Here is a 17,553-nt window from a genome sequence, read left to right as displayed (position 1 = left end):
TTATAAACGCTCACAAAATAGTCACTAAAAGGGTCTCGATTCATAATAGACCTTTGTTATACTGTATGGAGCAAAGGTGAGTGAATATTTATGATGCCATTTTTATATTTCCCTGAAGATAAAAGTGAATATATACCCGCCTTCATCACTTTGGCGATCTGCATGCTTCTGGCCTATCTGGCATATCGCCTGATCAAGCGGTATTCCGAGAAACAGGAACAGAAGATGAAGGAGTTCGAAGAACAGGTGATGAAGCGGATGGAGCAGGAGAGCGATGAGCCCGGAAGCAGGTATTGAACTCTACAGACTTATTTCAGACTGGAACCCGCTTCAACTGCAAGCGGGTTTTGATTATGACCCGGAAATATATGACGCCATATCCGCCATATATGAAAGTGATGATGTACACGTTGTGAGCCGGGCGATCCAGGAGATCTTCAACCAGTCGTTTGAAACCGTGATACCCTTGGCGGAAATCGATCCGATGACTGAACAGGCCCTGGTGCTCAAACGACTCTATAATGATGCATGACCGCAGGTTCTATCCTGTGGTTTTTTATTTTGGCAGTGTTTGATTCGATAAACACGGTTGCTTGTGATAAAATGGTTCATGCGTATGATAACTGAAAAGTTAGTGGGGTAATCCAATTGGCAAAGAAATATCGGAAAGGCCAGTTCATCAAAGTCAAAGTAACTGGTATCCAGCCATATGGTGCTTTTGTCAAAACCCCTGATAATCAAGAAGGACTCATCCATATTTCAGAAGTGATGAATGATTATGTACACGATGTGAACCAATTTTTATCCAAGGGCCAGATCGTCAGGGCCAAAGTGCTCAGCGTGGACAAGAATGGGAAGCTGAACCTTACATTGAAGGAAAATGAATACTTCAAAAACGAGGAGCGGAAACGGGATAGACGTTCTGTCCTGGATCAGATCAAGGACACGGAAGAATATGGCTTCGAGTCCATTAGACAAAAGATGCCGGAATGGATAGATACGGCGAAAAGACATTTGAAGGACAAATGAAGGGCCTAGAAGAAGCATGTCCGGGCCACTGCAACTTCTGCTGCAGTGGCCCGGACATTTTTTTGTGGAAACCTACATTTTAACCTGTATAACCTTTACATCCATATTTTGGTTGGGCCAACAGCACCAAGCTGTAATGGACCTTATCCGAGTATTTTTATACGTGGTGGTGAATACGTTTGCAGGCTATGTGTAAGCGCTTTTAAAATAGGCTCTAAAAGGGTTGAAAAAGTCCTGCTTTAAGTCCATTATTATGATAGGCATTTAATATTAAAGGAGGCATCTTTAGATGATACCGTACAAGCATGAACCTTTTATGGATTACTCGAAAGAAGAAAACCGTAAAAAACTGGAAGAAGGTCTGGCTACAGTCAAAGACTATCTCGGTCAGGATTATCCGTTGATCATCGGCGGGGAACGCATCACTACCGAAGACAAGAAAGAATCCTACAACCCTGCTGATAAAGCGGAGACAATCGGCTATATGTACCAGGCCAATCAAGAGCATGCACAAAAAGCGATGGACACCGCACTGGAGACGTTCGAATCATGGAGGAAATATTCGTTCGAGTTCCGTTCCGACGTCCTGTTCAAAGCAGCGGCGATCGTCCGCAGGCGCAAGTATGAATTTACAGCCCTGCTTATAAAAGAAGCAGGAAAACCTTGGAAGGAAGCGGATGCGGATGTAGCGGAAGCCATCGACTTCCTGGAATACTACGGACGCAATCATCTTAAGATAAAAGATGGCGAACATGTGGAATCACGCCCTGGCGAGTACAACCAATTCCATTATATTCCGCTTGGTGTCGGCCTTGTCATCTCTCCTTGGAACTTCGCCTTCGCAATCATGGCGGGCACGACAGCTGCTGCGCTGGTGACAGGCAACACAGTGCTCCTCAAGCCATCTTCAAGAACGCCGATAGTGGCATACAAGTTCATTGAAGTGCTGGAAGAAGCAGGTATGCCTGAAGGCGTCGTGAACTTCATCCCAGGATCATCGAAGGATATCGGGGACTACCTTGTCGAACATAAGGATACGCGTTTCATTTCCTTCACGGGTTCCCGTGAGGTAGGCACGAAAATCTACGAAAAGGCAGGCGTCGTCCAAAAGGGCCAGACGCACTTGAAGCGCGTCATTGCAGAAATGGGCGGTAAAGATACGATAGTCGTCGATTCCGCCGTGGACCTTGAAGAGGCAGCAGAGGCAATCGTCTACTCTGCATTCGGTTTCAGCGGGCAGAAATGTTCCGCCTGCTCCCGTGTAGTTGCTCTTGAAGATATACATGATGAACTCCTTGAGAAGGTTGTAGCCAAAACGAAGGATCTGAAAGTGGGTAATCCGGAAACAGATGTCAATGTTGGACCAGTCATCGATGATGCCTCCCTTGAAAAGATTTCGAAATACATCGAGATTGGTAAGCAAGAAGGGCAGTTGGAGATCGGCGGCAAAACTGAGAATGAAACAGGACATTTCGTCCATCCAACGGTCTTCTCAAACCTTAAGCATGATGCGGTCATCATGCAGGAAGAAATATTCGGTCCAGTGGTCGGATTCACAAAAGCCAAGGATTTCGAGCAGGCCATCGAATATGCCAATGCAACAGACTACGGCCTGACAGGAGCGGTATTCACAACGGACCGCCACCACATCGAACAGGCGCGTGAAGATTTCCACGTAGGGAACCTGTACTTCAATCGCGGATGTACTGCAGCCATCGTCGGCTACCAGCCTTTTGGTGGGTTCAAAATGTCCGGTACGGATTCCAAAGCGGGTGGTCCGGACTACCTGACGCTCCATATGCAAGGCAAAACGACTTCTGAAATGTTATAATGTAATTTGACAGCATGATCATAAAGATTACAAAAAGCGAGCGGGACGCTTACCCGCCTTTTTAAGAAAGGGAGATAGAATGACTAGATCACAGGAAATCATCAAGCAGACACAACAATACGGGGCACCAAACTACAACCCCCTGCCAATCGTACTCTCAGAAGCTGAAGGCGTATGGGTGAAGGACCCTGAGGGCAATGAATATCTGGACATGCTGAGTGCATACTCCGCAGTCAACCAGGGGCATAGGCACCCTAAGATAATCAAGGCCCTAAAAGATCAGGCGGATAAGTTGACGCTCACTTCCCGCGCGTTCCACTCAGATCGCCTCGGACCTTGGTATGAAAAAGTATGTAAGCTCGCTGACAAGGAAATGGCTTTGCCGATGAACACGGGTGCCGAAGCTGTGGAAACAGCAATCAAAGCAGTACGCCGGTGGGCATATGATGTAAAAGGTGTGGAAGATGATAAAGCGGAAATCATCGCCATGAACCAGAACTTCCATGGCCGTACATTGGCAGCAGTATCGCTTTCTTCTGAACCGGAGTACCGTCGCGGTTACGGTCCGCTGCTTGACGGCATCAAACTCGTTGACTTCGGCGATATCGACCAGATCAAGGAAGCGATCACCAAAAACACGGCAGCAATCCTGCTGGAGCCGATTCAAGGTGAAGCGGGTATCAACATACCACCTGAAGGTTTCCTGAAGGCGGTACGCGAAGTCTGCGATGAAAACAATATACTTTTTGTGGCAGATGAAATCCAGGCAGGCCTTGGCCGTTCCGGTAAGCTTTTTGCAACACATTGGGACAACGTGGATGCGGATGTATATATCCTCGGTAAAGCACTCGGTGGCGGCGTCTTCCCGATTTCCTGCGTATTGGCTGACGAAGAAGTGCTTGGTGTGTTCAACCCAGGTTCCCATGGCTCCACATTCGGAGGAAACCCGCTTGCTTGTGCAGTATCGGAAGCGGCGCTTGATGTCATGAATGATGAAAACCTCGTTGAAAGATCACGTGAACTCGGTGAATATTTCAAAGCAGAACTAGAAAAGATCGATAACCCTGTAATCAAGGAAGTGCGCGGTCGCGGACTCTTCATCGGTGTCGAGCTGACTGAAGCAGCAAGACCATATTGCGAAGAACTGAAAGAACTCGGACTGCTCTGCAAAGAAACTCACGAAACAGTCATCCGCTTTGCGCCTCCACTGATCATCTCCCAGGAAGATCTCGACTGGGCCATCGTTCAAATCAAAAAAGTGCTTGCAAAATAGTACTTGGAAATAACGCTTTTAAAAAGTAACGAATGTGATACAATGATTATGAAAACAGTTCCAAAAAAAGAGGCGGATAAAAATGTCAGAGAAATCAAATCTTATCACTTCCACACAGGCGATCATCCATGAGGCTTTGGATAGACTCGGTTTTGATGAGGGTATGTATGAACTGATCAAAGAGCCGATGCGTCTTTTGACAGTGCGCATCCCGGTGCGCATGGATGATGGTTCAGTTAAAGTATTCACCGGCTACCGTGCCCAGCACAACGATGCTGTTGGACCGACTAAGGGCGGAATACGCTTCCACCCGGATGTTAATGAAGAGGAAGTCGTGGCACTTTCAATGTGGATGACCTTGAAATCAGGCATCGTCGATCTACCTTATGGTGGCGGTAAAGGCGGAATTGTGTGTGATCCGCGTGAGATGAGCATCCAGGAAGTAGAGCGTTTAAGCCGTGGCTACGTCCGTGCAATCTCTCAGATTGTCGGGCCGACAAAAGATATTCCGGCACCTGATGTATTCACGAACTCGCAGATCATGGCGTGGATGATGGATGAATACAGCATGATTGACGAATTCAACTCACCTGGCTTCATCACCGGTAAGCCAATCGTCCTCGGTGGTTCGCAAGGTCGTGACCGTGCGACTGCGATGGGGGTCATCATCTGTCTTGAGCAGGCTTTGGAAAAACGCGACATGAAGATGAAAGATCTTCGCGTAGTCATCCAAGGCTTCGGTAATGCTGGAAGTTTCCTTTCAAAAATCCTGTTTGACAGGGGCGCTAAAATCGTCGGCATGTCGGATGCCAATGGTGCGTTGCACGATCCGGAGGGCCTTGACATCGATTATCTGCTCGACAGACGCGACAGCTTTGGCCTAGTGACGAATCTGTTCGATGACGCATTGCCTGGTAAAGATCTCTTCAAAATCGATTGTGATGTCATCATACCTGCTGCGATCGCAAACCAGATCACAGAAGACAACGCAGACGATATTAAAGCGGAGATCATCTGTGAGGCGGCCAATGGCCCGACCACTAAAGAAGCGACGAAAATCTTGACTGATAACGGTAAGCTCATCGTGCCTGATGTATTGGCGTCGGCCGGTGGTGTTACGGTTTCCTACTTTGAGTGGGTCCAAAACAACCAGGGCTACTATTGGGATGAAGATGAAGTCAATGAAAAGCTTGAAATCAAGCTTAAAAAAGCATTCAATGATATCTATGACCTGCATGAAAACCGCCATATCGATATGCGACTTGCAGCTTATATCATAGGTCTGAAACGAACAGCCGAGGCTGCGCGCTACAGAGGTTGGGCATAGAATAGGCGCGAACAAAGGAAGAGGCCGGACAGATTATCTGTCCGGCCTCTTTTGTATGGATATTCATAAACATGTTGATTTACTTAATTTTTTGTATTATTATGAATATTCGAATATTCACTTGAAATATGTGTGGCTAGGGGCTAGCTCAGTTTGCCATAAAATAGGGTGAAAGAGAAAAAGGAGAACTGATCATGACAGAAACCTCGAACTTGATTACATCAACACAATCAGTCATCCATAAGGCATTGGATAATCTTGGATACGATGAAGGAATGTACGAATTGATTAAAGCACCGCTCAGGATGCTCAAAGTGTGTATACCCATAAAAATGGATGACGGTTCTGTAAAAGTGTTCACCGGATACCGTGCCCAACATAATGACGCCGCGGGTCCAACTAAAGGGGGCGTCCGTTTCCATCCTGATGTCACGGAAGAAGAAGTCATTGCCCTTGCGATGTGGATGACACTAAAGGCAGGAATTGTCGATATACCATACGGTGGTGGTAAAGGCGGGGTAGTCTGCGATCCGAGGAGTATGAGCAGTAGGGAAAAAGAAGAAATCTCGCGTGGATATGTCAGGGCAATCTCTCAGATTGCAGGGCCGACAAAGGACATTCCGGCTCCTGATGTCTATACCGATGCGCAGACGATGGCGTGGATGATGGATGAGTACAGTGTGAAGCACTCTGATGATCCATTCGAATTCATCACAGGCAAACCACTTGCAGTCGGAGGGTCGAAAGGACGCGAAACGGCGACCGCAATGGGAGCGGTGATGTGTGTCGAGCAGGCCATGGAGAAAGTGGGTATATCCATGAAGGGTGCACGCATCGTCATACAGGGATTTGGTAATGCGGGAGGTTACGTATCAAAGATGTTGCATGATAAGGGGGCAAAGATCATCGGTATATCAAGATCTTCGGGCGCCCTCTATAACCCTGAAGGGATAGACATCGATTATGTACTGAGAAACCGGGGGAAAGTTAATCTGGCGGAAAAACTACCTGCAGAATCCATTACAAATGAAGCACTGCTCGAAGTGGACTGCGATGTCCTCATTCCAGCAGCAATCGCAAATCAAATTACTGAAAGCAATGCCTGGGATATTAAGGCGGAAATCATATGTGAGGCGGCCAATGGCCCCACTACGGAGGGAGCAACGCGAATATTGACTGAAAAAGGTGTGCTGATCATTCCGGATGTCCTAGCTTCAGCCGGCGGTGTGACCGTGTCATATTTTGAGTGGGTTCAGAATAAGCAAGGTTTCTATTGGGAAGAAGAAGAAATAAAAGAGCTGCTGGAAGGTAAGATGACAGCCGCTTTCGAAGCCATATACAAGCTGCACCAATCACGTCAGATGGATATGAGGCTCGCGGCCTACACGTTAGGCATAAAGCGTGTATCAGAGGCAGTAAGGTTCAGGGGGTGGGCCTGAACATCATCAATAAAAAAACGATTGCCCTAAACAGGCAATCGTTTTTTCGTATGCTTATTTCCGTCTGTCATTTTTCATCCTGTTGATGAGCGACTCCATCTCTTTGATATAGTCCCTATCGTTTCCGGAAGTATCCTGCGGTGGGGTATCTTCCTGGACGTTCGGCGCTTCATCGCCGTATTCTGGAACATCGTCATCAGAAGTATAGCCATATTCATCTTCTGGTGAAGCAGCTTCTTCTTTACGTTTTTGCGCGTCAATCTCTCTTTGGGTGATGATTTCACCATCCGGTGTCATGTACTTCTTATTCATCTTGCGTGTTTCAGAATCAAAGTAGCTGTAGATGATTGGAATGATGAACAGCGTCAGGAACGTACTGCTGATCAGACCACCTATCACTACAATGCCCATCGGTGCAATGAGTTCTGCACCTTCACCAATGGCAAGTGCAAGCGGCAACATGCCGAGTGCGGTCGTCAGCGCGGTGATGACTATCGGGCGGAAGCGGTCCTGGACACTCTTTTCGATCGCTTCGAGCGTAGTCATGCCTTTGGCTTTCTGCTGATTGATGTAGTCGACCAGCAGTATGGCGTTGTTGACCACTATGCCAAGCAGCAGGATGACGCCGACTACAGCGATGACGCTCAGTGGATTATTTGTGATGATCAATGAGAACATCACCCCAATGATGCTGAGCGGCAATGAGAATATGACTACGAATGGGTGTTTGAAGGATTCGAACTGGGCAACCATCACGAGATAGATGAATATGATGCCGAGTGTTATCGCAAGCAACAGCTGAGGAATTGCGTCACTGAGCATTTCCAGGTCACCGCCGATCGACGTTTCCGTTTCATCTGCGAAATCTGTATCTTCAATGATGCTTTCAACGTGACTGCCCGCCTCATTGAGGCTCATTTCAGGTTTGTACGAAATAGTAAGTTCCGTCGTTTCTTTCTGGTCATCGCGGTTGATGAGCGAAAGCATCTCAGCTTCTTCCAGCTCAGCGACATCTTCCACTGTGACGTAGTCGCCTTGGCCATTGGCGATCTGGATATTCTTGAAGGCCTCGACGCTGCTTGTGACCTCATCCGGATATTTGACATTGATCGTCAGGAACTCGGAGCCTTCGTCGACAGTGGAGGCCGGGACTCCGTTAGTCGCCTCGTAGATTGCTGAGCCTATCTCTGCAGGCTGTAGGTCATTTTCCCTGGCAGCTGCGCGGTCTACACGCACCTGGAGCTCCTGGGTCATGTCCTCGCGGCTTGAGGTGACGTTGTCTATATCTGCATCATCTTCCAAAGCCTTTATAATGATTTCTTCGGATTCGACGAGCCTCTCAGGGTCTTCATCTGCAATATTCAGCGCGAGTGTGTTCGGGTCGGAACCTGTGCCTGCCTGCGACATCGGGTTGACGCTGATTTCAGCAGAGGGTTCCACACCTTCAATTTCATTTTCGATATCTTCAATGAATTCATTGGTCGTGACGCTACGTTCACCCGGGCCAACCAATGTAGCCATGATGTTGCCTACATTGCTCTCGTCGACCGGGCTCATCGTGGAGGTGGAGCCGATGGTGCTCATGTAGGTATCGATTTCCGGATAATCTTCAAATTTCTCTTCTATTCGGGCAATGGTCGCTTCTGTTTCGGAAAGGATCGCATCCTGCGGCATTTCCACTTCAACAGTCAGCGTCCCTTCATCGCTCTCAGGCAGGAGATCCAAGCCTTGAATATAGATGCCTACGCCACCGGCTATAAGAATCAGGGCGGTCAATATAAGGACAGTCAGGCGATGTGTGAGTGTCCAGTGCGACAGTTTCCTGAGCCCCTTCATATAACGACGGTCCCGTCGCTTCTCTTCTTCGTTGTCATCTGGTGCTTCCAGAATGCGGCTGGCAAGCATAGGCACCACGGTCAGGGCGACAAAAAGTGAAGCCAACAAGCTGAATACTACGGCTACAGCAAATGGCGTGAACAGTTGGCCGACCAGGCCGCTCACGAAGACAACAGGCAGGAAGACTGCTGCTGTAGTCATTGAAGAAGCGGTGATGGCACCCGCCACTTCCTTCGTCCCCACACTTGCCGCCTGTTTCGGTGTTTTGCCCATCGACAGATGGCGGTATATATTTTCGATGACGACGACGGCGTTATCGACGAGCATACCGATGCCGAGTGCCAGGCCACCAAGCGTCATCAAGTTTATGCTGATGTCCGTAAAGAACAAGAGGGCAAATGTAGTGATGACGGAAAACGGTATGGCGATACCGATTATGAGTGGTGATTTCAAGTTGCGCAGGAATGCGAAAAGGACGATCATCGCAAGTATCGCACCGCTTATCAATGATAGGTAGACACTGTTGATGGCGAGGTCTATATATTCCCCTTCATCGTATAGCGTTTCAACAGTGAGATCCTCAAATTCTTCCTTGTCTAGCTGCTCGTCAAGGACAGATTGGAATTCTCCATTGACGGTCGATGCGTTTGCATCGGACGCGAGGCTCATTTCAATCTGCATGGCTTCTTCGTGGTTCAGACGGCTGATGACAGCGTCATCCTGTTCCGTTATGGCGACATCTGCCACATCATCGAGAGTGAGCGTGCCAGCACCCTCGGGCAGATCCGCCAAGACCAGTTCCTCGAGTGATTCCACTCCGTCGATCTCACTTACCGTCCGGGTTGTGATGGATTCTTTTTCTTCTTCATCGACGATTGTGGCGTTTGGTATGGAGATGTTATTGGCTTCAATGATGTTGGCCACATCGCTTTGGCTCAGCTGATACTCTTCGAGTGCCTCAGTATCGAGTGCCACGGAAATTTCTTCTGTGATGCTGCCAGTCTCACTGATCGAGGCCACACCATTGATGTTTTCGAGTTCATTGATGAGATCTTCGACCTGATCCTGGAATTCACTGACTGATTTGTTTTCGGAAGATACGGCAAGCGTCAGACTCGGGAGCATCGTGATGTCGAACTCGAGGAAGGATGGGTCCCCTGCCTCCTCGGGCAGACTTGTGTTTTCTATCGTGCGGACGATTTCATTTTCGACTTCATCAATCGTCATGTCATATCCGAATTCAAGAAGGATCACCGAGGAACTTTCTTGGGATTGGGAGGATATATTGGTTAAACCGCTGACTGTGGAGAGTTCTGCTTCGAGCGGCTTCGTCACATCCTTCATCACTTCTTCAGGTCCAGCCCCCTGGTAGCTGGTCGCCACCGCAGCGATCGGCGGCTGGACATTCGGCAGCAGTTGCAGCGGCAGCCTGGTCAGGGAAACGGCTCCGAGGAGGATGAGTATGATCATGATGACGATGGTGAATTTTGGTCTTTTTATTGAAAAATCGGCTAGCTTCAAGTGGCTTCACTCCTGTATAATATGAGATGTATATTGTAACCCGACAACGTGTTGTACTATGACAATATTAGTTAAATTATATATATGATTCAACCTACAATCCAATGTGGAGTGTTGGAAAGGAGGGAATATTATGTCCAAAATAAGTCGTAAAGAAGAAACCCGCCATAATTTCGTTGAAGCATTCTGGACCCTGTACGTCTCGAAGCCTCTTGATAAGATTACCGTCAAGGAAATCACGGACCTCGCCGGATACAACCGTGGCACATTCTACACTTATTTTGCAGACGTCTACGAAGTGCTGGAGACGGAGAAGAAATTGCTCCTCCCAAGTGAGGAAACCATCATCGAGCGTCTGAAGATGCTCAGTGATGATCAGGCTCCGCTTGAGGGGTCGTTCGAGGATGTTTCCCATTGCATCAGGGAAAACAGGGCGCGCATCGCCATATTGCTGGGGCCGGAGGGGGACCCCGGCTTCCAGTATGAACTGAAGGCGCGCTTCAGGCGGGTGATATTGGATTTTGCAGACGATATCGGCATCCAGGAGCTATCAGACTATGAATACATCATTGAATACCAGGTATCTGGGATGATCGGCATTTGTCAGCGTTGGGTCGAAAATGAAGAGGACATCACTGAAGAGAGGCTCGGCATGATATATGAACGTGTCTTCAATGAAGGTGTGATGAGAATTACAACCGAGATGTTCAGAGCAGCGAAAAAAAGCGGTTAGGTGCTTTCATTCAGTATAGAAGGATACAGCAACAGAGAGTTGTAATCTAAGTAGAGGTAACTATTATTTCCCATTATACCAAATGAACAGACAAATCTGTAGAATAGATGGTTACTTCGTTGAAAAGTAACTGAGCATGCTGAGTGATGCGGAAAATCAGTTGATCAAGGCAGTCGACGAGTCAGTTTGATTTCAACCTGCCCTTCAGGTGACAAGCCTGTGGGGTTTCAGTTCAATTGTTTCAAACTGATCTTTTGAAGCGTTATAATTACAAGATGAGTGATAAAAGAATTACTAGAATTACAACAAGGAGCGATTTTGATGAAATATAATTTTGATACACCTGTAAACAGAAGGGAAACATATGCCATTAAATGGGACGGTGGCGAACTGCTCAAGGAAATGGGGCTCACGGACCACTATGATGAAAATACCATCCCGCTATTTACAGCTGATATGGATTTTCAGGTGGCAGAGCCGATCATCGAGGCGTTGCACAGGACCGTCGACCATAAAATATTCGGCTATACACTGGCGCCGGATGCCTATTATGAAGCGATACAGAAATGGTTTTCAGATAGGTATGACTGGACTATAGACAAAGAAGAAATCATCTATGCCCCGGGTACGGTCCATGCGTTGAATGTCGCCGTCAAAGCCTATTCTGAACCAGGGGACGGAATCATCATACAACGGCCTGTCTATCCACCATTCACTGCTGCTGTTGAAGGCAATGGACGTGTCGTGGAGAACAATGCGCTTATCAGGGATGAAGCGGGACATTACCATATCGACTTCGATGGTTTCGAAGCCTTGGCCAAAAAGAGTGAGGTCAGCATGTTCATCCTATGCAGTCCGCATAACCCGACGGGCAACATATTCAGTCCAGAAGATCTTAAGCGGCTCTCTGAAATCTGCCGGGAGAATGACATCATCATCATCGCCGACGAGATCCATGGAGATCTGATACGCATCGGGGAAACATTCACGCCGATTGCGAAAGTGTCCGATCATACAGATCACATCATCTCCATGACTGCGATAAACAAGACATTCAATCTGGCCGGCCTGCACTGCACCAATGTCGTCATCACCGATGAGGCGAAGAGGCAGCAGTTCAAGGAGGCGCAGGGGACGAGCATGCCGAGTCCATTCACTGTATCTGCTTTGATTGCAGCATATAATGAGGGAGATGAATGGCTGGAACAGGTGAGGGAATATATCGATGGCAATATAGATTTTGTCATCAATTTCCTGAAAGAGGAAATGCCAACCGTTAAAGTGGAACACCCTGCCGGCACGTATGTGCTGTGGATGGATTTCAGCGGCTATGGCCTATCGGATGAAGAAGTGCATGACCGCATCTACAATAAGGCTAATGTCCTGCTGCAGGACGGCAGTAATTTCGGCAAGGAGGGGGAAGGGTTCCAGAGGATATGCGTCCCTTCTCCGAGATCTGTCCTGGAGGAAGCGATGAACCGCATAAAAGATGAGTTCAAAGATGTGGAGAAATAATTGGACCCATAAAATAATTCAGAAATAGGGTTGCAATCATAATTTGATTGTAGTAACATGAATTTCAATTAAATGAATCACTTTGATTGATGAAGACAAGTAGCAATTGCCGAATTGCAAAAGAGAGCCGGTGGGTGGTGTGAACCGGTGCAATGGCAGTGTGAATGGACTTCTGTGCAACCGGTGGACGATTAAATCCCCGGCGTATTTCCAACGTTACATGGACGATGCGGCATTATGCTGCATCTTGAGCGGATCGGCTTAGCCGATCAATAAAGGTGGCACCACGGCTCCCCGTCCTTTTTACAGTGACAGGGGAGCTTTTTGTATTTAAAAATTGAAGAAGATGTATATCAGAACAAGTAGTGGCGTATTGCATGGTACAGAGAACCGGGGGAGCTGGAAACCGGTCCGTGCAACGTCGATGAATGGGCCTGATCAGCATGCATCCGTCCGCCGCACGTTACGCGGCAAGAGCAGGGGCGGCGAGTCCGTCCAATGCGAGGTGGCACCGCGGTGAATCGTCCTCCATAGACAATAGGTCTATGGAGTTTTTTTATTTCAAGGAGGGAAAAATATGACGGCAGAAGTACTGGCAAGAACAGATTACGGCAGTATGAAACCACACTTGGCAAAATTATCGGAACGCGCTGATCTGACCGGCAGGGAAATGACGGAGGCAGTCTCCATACTGCTGACGGACGAAGTGAGCGACAGCGAAATAGCCGCCTTTCTGATGGGCTTGAAGGCCAAAGGGGAGACCGTGGCCGAGATCACAGCGCTTGTAGAGGTGTTGAGGAGGCATGCGATGCCCATACTGCGCGATGTTCCAGGTGTCATGGATAACTGCGGGACAGGCGGGGATGGTTCCAATAGCTTCAACATTTCGACGACCTCCGCTTTCGTCCTTGCAGGGGCAGGCATAAAAGTTGCAAAGCACGGCAACAGAAGCGTTACAAGCAGGACCGGGAGCTCTGACGTGTTGGCGGAACTTGGTGTATCACTGTCTTTTCAGCCGAGTGATATCGATCATCTGTTGGATGACAATGGCATCACTTTTCTCTTTGCCCCCCATGTCCATCCAAAAATAAAGCGCATCATGAAAGTGCGCAACGACCTTAAAGTACCGACGATATTCAATCTGATAGGGCCGCTCATCAACCCGGTGGCACTCGATTACCAGTTTCTCGGTGTCTATCGGCAGGATAAGTTGAGAACGATGGCAGAAGTGCTGAAAAGGCTCGGAAGGAGCCGGGCGGTGGTCATCAATGGAGCGGGCGGAATGGACGAAGCCTCGCTGCTCGGTGAAAATCATATGACCATACTCGATGAGGGAACAATTGAAGATGCGACCTTCACTCCGGAGTCGGTCGGCCTGCCCTCCTATACACGGGAAGAAATCAACGGTGGCAGCAGCGCAGAGAACGCGCAGATTTTGAAGAATGTATTGACTGGCGAAGCGACACCAGCCCAGCGCGACACCATATTGTTGAATGCCGGCATCGGGCTATACTGCGCCAAACAGGCCCACTCCGTGCAGGCAGGCATTGAAATGGCGCAGGAAAGCATTTCATCCGGACAAGCCCTGGCCAAACTCGACCGGCTCGTCGCATATTCAAAAAGAGGGGGATTTTGAATGACTACGATATTAGATGACATCATTGCATATAAACAGCAGGAAGTGACACGGCTCACAGCAGAGGAAGAAGGGCCGGACAGAACGCCCATTTCCTTGAAGGATAGGCTTGACGTTGCCGGAACGATAAGCATCATCGGGGAGGTGAAGCGGGCTTCTCCGTCGAAGGGGGACATCAACATCGGAATGGAGCCTGATGAGCAGGCAGAGAAATATGCAGCAGGCGGTGCTGACGCCATTTCAGTATTGACCGATGACAAATATTTCAAAGGGTCAATGGCGGATCTCGAAGCGGTCCGGAAAGTAGTCGCGCTGCCTGTACTGAACAAGGATTTCATCATAGACGAGCGGCAGATCGACCGGGCATACCGGCATGGAGCAGATGTCATCCTCCTGATTGTGGCAGCATTGGACGACGAAGCGCTGGAGCGACTGTTCGCATATGCCTCCAGCTATGGCCTTGAATGCATAGTGGAGGTACATACTGCAGATGAAATGGAGCGTGCTTTGAAGCTTCACCCTGCACTTATCGGCATCAACAGCCGCAACCTGAAGACATTTGAAGTGGATTTGGGTGATACAGAAAAACTGCTTGAAACATATGGCCATCACCCGGTGCACTTCATTGCCGAGAGCGGCATACGTACAACAGCAGACGGCAGGCGGATGCGGGTGGCCGGTGCCGCAGCACTGCTCGTTGGGGAGACGTTGATGGCTGCAGAAGACCCGGCCGCAACGATCCGCGCCCTAAAAGGGGTGCTGTAGATGAAGATTAAGATATGCGGCATCCAGACGGTCGAAGCAGCCGGATGGGCTGCAGAAGCAGGGGCCGATATGATCGGGTTCGTATTTGCACCCAGTACTCGGAAGGTCGACGTTAACACGGCCAAAAGAATGGCAGAAGCAGTTAGAGGAAAAGTCGAATGTGTGGGTGTTTTCGTCAATGCACCGGCTGAAGATGTCGAATATGTCCATAAGGCGGTCGGCCTCGATTATGTACAGTTGCACGGGGATGAGTCGCGCGCATATACGGCAGGCTTGAAAATGCCGGTGATCAAAGCGTTTTCCATCGGCAGCATGCCCATTGCGGAAATGTTCCGGTATGATGCCCGCCACATACTCATCGACAGTCCACCGGCAGAATACCGCGGTGGCAGCGGACGGCGGTTTGACTGGTCGGCACTCGAGGGTAGGGCACTCGACCATTCCCGTCTGGTGCTGGCCGGTGGCATCAATGCAGGCAACATCAGGGAAGCAAAACATCTGGTTGCACCTGCAGCCGTCGATGTGTCGAGTGGCGTCGAAACACATGGCGTGAAGGACAAAGATAAGATATTTGAATTGATCAGAACAATGAAAGGTGGAGAGGAAAGTGGAAAAAATCTATACTCAGCCCGATGCTGACGGCCACTACGGAGAATACGGGGGCCGCTATGTGCCGGAGACCCTTATGCACGCGCTCAAAGAATTGACGGAAGCCTATGAGGATGCGCAGCATGATGAAGCATTCCGTGAAGAACTGAACCATTACCTGGAAAACTATGTGGGACGGGAATCGCCGCTCTATCATGCCGCAAGGCTATCGGAATATGCAGGCGGGGCGAAGATCTATCTTAAACGCGAAGACCTCAACCACACCGGGGCACACAAGATCAACAACACGATCGGTCAGGCATTGCTTGCCAGAAGGATGGGCAAAAGGAAGGTGGTTGCAGAAACGGGCGCTGGCCAGCACGGTGTCGCCACAGCGACTGTCTGTGCACTACTTGATCTGGACTGTGTCATTTTCATGGGCAAAGAAGACATACGGCGCCAGGAACCGAACGTCTTCCGCATGGAACTGCTCGGTGCCCGGGTCGTCAGTGTCGATCAGGGCAGGGGGACACTTAAAGATGCGGTCAACGAAGCGCTCAGATACTGGGTCGCCAATGTAGAAGATACCCATTACGTCTTAGGTTCAGCGATGGGGCCGCACCCATTCCCGATGATCGTGCGTGACCTGCAGTCCGTAATCGGCAAGGAGACGAAGCGCCAGATGCTGAATAAGGAAGCGCGCCTGCCTGATGCCATAGTGGCGTGCATCGGTGGGGGGAGTAACGCAATCGGCATGTTCCATCCATTCATAGACGATGAAGATGTCCGCCTTGTTGGTGTGGAAGCATCCGGTGATGGCATAGAGACGGACCGCCATGCGGCTTCCTTAAACGAAGGCAGTGTCGGCATCCTGCACGGTGCCAAGATGCACCTGCTCCAGAATGAGGCGGGCCAGGTGCAGGAGGCCTATTCCATTTCAGCAGGCCTCGACTATCCCGGAATCGGGCCCGAGCATAGCCATCTAAAGGAGATCGGCCGTGCAGAATATGCACATATCACGGACGGGGAAGCACTGGAGGCGTTTAGGATACTATCCCATAAAGAAGGCATCATACCGGCACTTGAGAGTGCCCATGCGGTAGCACATGCAATCAAGATGGCCGGTCAGATGACCGGTGATGAAATTCTCGTCATCTGCCTATCCGGGCGTGGCGACAAGGATGTAGCGGAAATCAAAGCACGTCAGGAAGGTGAAGCCTAATGGGCAGAAAAAGCATCGCACAACAATTCGAAAATCTGGAATCAGCCGGAGGTAAGGCCTTCATCGCGTATATCATGGCTGGAGACGGCGGGCTGGCGAATCTTAAAGATCAGATACTGCAGCTCGAATCGACTGGTGTATCCATCGTTGAACTCGGCATCCCCTTCTCCGACCCGGTGGCGGACGGTCCGGCGATACAGGAAGCCGGAAAGCGGGCATTGGCCGAAGGCGTCACGCTGAAGGAAGTGCTTACGGCAGTTGCAGGCTTCAAGGATGAGATAAACATTCCGATCGTCATCATGACCTATGCGAATCCGGTATTGCGGCTTGGTGTCGGGAATTTCGCCGCGCTGTGTGAAGAAGCGGGCATATCAGGAGTGATCATTCCGGATGTGCCCTATGAGGAATCGGCAGAATTCGAAGTTCCATTGAAGGATGTGGACATTGCACTGATTCGCTTCGTCACGCTGACCAGTTCAAAAGCACGCATGGAAGAAGTGCTCAAGACGGCGGAAGGCTTCGTCTATGCCGTTACGGTCAATGGTACAACCGGTATCAGGGACGGCTTTGATGACTCATTGGGTGCGCATCTGGAAGCTGTGCGCCAAGTGAGCCCGGTCCCTGTGTGTGCCGGCTTCGGCATCAAGACGCGGGAGCAGGCTAGAGAGATCGGTGCGCATTGCGATGGTGTCATAGTCGGCAGCCGGATCGTCGAACTCCTGCATGCCGGGCAGGCCGAGGAGATAGCCGACCTGATCCCTGAAAATGCCGGAATCGAAAAGGTGCGACAAATTGATTGAAAAGCGCGCTGTGTTTTATCTACAATAGTAGCGAAGGA

At 49.4% G+C, this 17,553-nt stretch carries 16 protein-coding genes and 1 other annotated feature; of the genes, 15 read left to right on the top strand and 1 reads right to left on the bottom strand.

What is annotated here, in order from left to right:
- The first annotated feature begins 90 nt into the window (after positions 1 to 90).
- The 7 genes from ACFFLE_RS04340 (at position 91) to ACFFLE_RS04310 (ending at position 6,899) form a co-directional block, all read left to right on the top strand.
- On the top strand, positions 91 to 297 hold the full coding sequence (locus ACFFLE_RS04340; protein ID WP_380569921.1) for a hypothetical protein: 207 nt from the start codon (positions 91 to 93) through the stop codon (positions 295 to 297).
- A complete protein-coding gene (locus ACFFLE_RS04335) occupies positions 275 to 532 on the top strand; it encodes a DUF1871 family protein (RefSeq protein WP_380569920.1) in 258 nt (85 codons plus the stop codon). Before ACFFLE_RS04340 ends, ACFFLE_RS04335 begins: the two co-directional genes overlap by 23 nt.
- A 116-nt stretch (positions 533 to 648) precedes the next feature.
- Entirely contained in the window at positions 649 to 1,029 is a 381-nt protein-coding gene (ygs, locus tag ACFFLE_RS04330) for a S1 domain-containing post-transcriptional regulator Ygs (RefSeq protein WP_344703191.1), read from the top strand.
- A 289-nt stretch (positions 1,030 to 1,318) separates the two neighbouring features.
- On the top strand, positions 1,319 to 2,860 hold the full coding sequence (gene pruA / locus ACFFLE_RS04325; RefSeq protein ID WP_380569919.1) for an L-glutamate gamma-semialdehyde dehydrogenase: 1,542 nt from the start codon (positions 1,319 to 1,321) through the stop codon (positions 2,858 to 2,860).
- Positions 2,861 to 2,939: 79 nt separating this feature from the next.
- Complete coding sequence (locus tag ACFFLE_RS04320; RefSeq protein ID WP_380569918.1) at positions 2,940 to 4,133, top strand: ornithine--oxo-acid transaminase; 1,194 nt, start codon at positions 2,940 to 2,942, stop codon at positions 4,131 to 4,133.
- A gap of 82 nt (positions 4,134 to 4,215) precedes the next feature.
- Positions 4,216 to 5,460 carry a Glu/Leu/Phe/Val family dehydrogenase gene (locus tag ACFFLE_RS04315; protein ID WP_380569917.1) on the top strand — a complete coding sequence of 415 codons (1,245 nt, stop codon included), beginning with the start codon at positions 4,216 to 4,218 and terminating at the stop codon, positions 5,458 to 5,460.
- 194 nt (positions 5,461 to 5,654) lie between these two features.
- The gene (locus ACFFLE_RS04310; protein ID WP_380569916.1) at positions 5,655 to 6,899 is read left to right on the top strand and encodes a Glu/Leu/Phe/Val family dehydrogenase; all 1,245 of its coding nucleotides are present in this window, start codon (positions 5,655 to 5,657) and stop codon (positions 6,897 to 6,899) included.
- A 54-nt stretch (positions 6,900 to 6,953) separates the two neighbouring features.
- On the opposite strand, the gene ACFFLE_RS04305 is transcribed toward ACFFLE_RS04310, so the two are convergent.
- Positions 6,954 to 10,256, bottom strand: a complete 3,303-nt coding sequence (locus ACFFLE_RS04305) for an efflux RND transporter permease subunit (protein ID WP_380569915.1) — start codon at positions 10,254 to 10,256, stop codon at positions 6,954 to 6,956.
- Positions 10,257 to 10,389: 133 nt separating this feature from the next.
- Between ACFFLE_RS04305 and ACFFLE_RS04300 the strand changes: the two genes are divergently transcribed.
- The 8 genes from ACFFLE_RS04300 to trpA all read left to right on the top strand — a co-directional run bounded on the left by ACFFLE_RS04300 (position 10,390) and on the right by trpA (position 17,515).
- The gene (locus ACFFLE_RS04300) at positions 10,390 to 10,989 is read left to right on the top strand and encodes a TetR/AcrR family transcriptional regulator (protein WP_380569914.1); all 600 of its coding nucleotides are present in this window, start codon (positions 10,390 to 10,392) and stop codon (positions 10,987 to 10,989) included.
- Between the two features lie 321 nt (positions 10,990 to 11,310).
- The gene (locus ACFFLE_RS04295) at positions 11,311 to 12,504 is read left to right on the top strand and encodes a MalY/PatB family protein (RefSeq protein ID WP_380569913.1); all 1,194 of its coding nucleotides are present in this window, start codon (positions 11,311 to 11,313) and stop codon (positions 12,502 to 12,504) included.
- Positions 12,505 to 12,581: 77 nt separating this feature from the next.
- Positions 12,582 to 12,809, top strand: a binding site (T-box leader).
- 41 nt (positions 12,810 to 12,850) lie between these two features.
- Positions 12,851 to 13,024, top strand: coding sequence for a hypothetical protein (locus tag ACFFLE_RS04290; RefSeq protein WP_380569912.1), 174 nt, complete (start codon positions 12,851 to 12,853; stop codon positions 13,022 to 13,024).
- A 96-nt stretch (positions 13,025 to 13,120) separates the two neighbouring features.
- Positions 13,121 to 14,140: an anthranilate phosphoribosyltransferase gene (gene trpD, locus ACFFLE_RS04285; RefSeq protein WP_380570019.1), complete on the top strand. Its 1,020-nt coding sequence runs from the start codon at positions 13,121 to 13,123 to the stop codon at positions 14,138 to 14,140.
- Entirely contained in the window at positions 14,141 to 14,905 is a 765-nt protein-coding gene (gene trpC / locus ACFFLE_RS04280) for an indole-3-glycerol phosphate synthase TrpC (protein WP_380569911.1), read from the top strand. It abuts the gene before it with no gap.
- On the top strand, positions 14,906 to 15,544 hold the full coding sequence (locus ACFFLE_RS04275) for a phosphoribosylanthranilate isomerase (protein WP_380569910.1): 639 nt from the start codon (positions 14,906 to 14,908) through the stop codon (positions 15,542 to 15,544).
- Positions 15,513 to 16,715 carry a tryptophan synthase subunit beta gene (trpB, locus tag ACFFLE_RS04270; RefSeq protein ID WP_380569909.1) on the top strand — a complete coding sequence of 401 codons (1,203 nt, stop codon included), beginning with the start codon at positions 15,513 to 15,515 and terminating at the stop codon, positions 16,713 to 16,715. Before ACFFLE_RS04275 ends, trpB begins: the two co-directional genes overlap by 32 nt.
- On the top strand, positions 16,715 to 17,515 hold the full coding sequence (trpA, locus tag ACFFLE_RS04265; protein ID WP_380569908.1) for a tryptophan synthase subunit alpha: 801 nt from the start codon (positions 16,715 to 16,717) through the stop codon (positions 17,513 to 17,515). Before trpB ends, trpA begins: the two co-directional genes overlap by 1 nt.
- Positions 17,516 to 17,553 lie beyond the last annotated feature (38 nt).

The sequence above is a fragment of the Salinicoccus siamensis genome, assembly GCF_042429615.1.
In the GTDB taxonomy this organism is placed as follows: Bacteria; Bacillota; Bacilli; order Staphylococcales; family Salinicoccaceae; genus Salinicoccus; species Salinicoccus siamensis.
The sequence above is the reverse complement of the archived record's forward strand: the minus strand, read 5'-3'. Positions and strand labels throughout refer to the sequence as shown.

Excerpts from the sequence above, each read along its gene's own strand:
- ACFFLE_RS04340 (WP_380569921.1), top strand. The coding sequence starts at position 91 with ATGATGCCATTTTTATATTTCCCTGAAGATAAAAGTGAATATATACCC.
- ACFFLE_RS04335 (WP_380569920.1), top strand. The coding sequence starts at position 275 with ATGAGCCCGGAAGCAGGTATTGAACTCTACAGACTTATTTCAGACTGG.
- pruA (WP_380569919.1), top strand. The coding sequence starts at position 1,319 with ATGATACCGTACAAGCATGAACCTTTTATGGATTACTCGAAAGAAGAA.
- ACFFLE_RS04320 (WP_380569918.1), top strand. The coding sequence starts at position 2,940 with ATGACTAGATCACAGGAAATCATCAAGCAGACACAACAATACGGGGCA.
- ACFFLE_RS04315 (WP_380569917.1), top strand. The coding sequence starts at position 4,216 with ATGTCAGAGAAATCAAATCTTATCACTTCCACACAGGCGATCATCCAT.
- ACFFLE_RS04310 (WP_380569916.1), top strand. The coding sequence starts at position 5,655 with ATGACAGAAACCTCGAACTTGATTACATCAACACAATCAGTCATCCAT.
- ACFFLE_RS04300 (WP_380569914.1), top strand. The coding sequence starts at position 10,390 with ATGTCCAAAATAAGTCGTAAAGAAGAAACCCGCCATAATTTCGTTGAA.
- ACFFLE_RS04295 (WP_380569913.1), top strand. The coding sequence starts at position 11,311 with ATGAAATATAATTTTGATACACCTGTAAACAGAAGGGAAACATATGCC.
- ACFFLE_RS04290 (WP_380569912.1), top strand. The coding sequence starts at position 12,851 with ATGTATATCAGAACAAGTAGTGGCGTATTGCATGGTACAGAGAACCGG.
- trpD (WP_380570019.1), top strand. The coding sequence starts at position 13,121 with ATGAAACCACACTTGGCAAAATTATCGGAACGCGCTGATCTGACCGGC.
- trpC (WP_380569911.1), top strand. The coding sequence starts at position 14,141 with ATGACTACGATATTAGATGACATCATTGCATATAAACAGCAGGAAGTG.
- ACFFLE_RS04275 (WP_380569910.1), top strand. The coding sequence starts at position 14,906 with ATGAAGATTAAGATATGCGGCATCCAGACGGTCGAAGCAGCCGGATGG.
- trpA (WP_380569908.1), top strand. The coding sequence starts at position 16,715 with ATGGGCAGAAAAAGCATCGCACAACAATTCGAAAATCTGGAATCAGCC.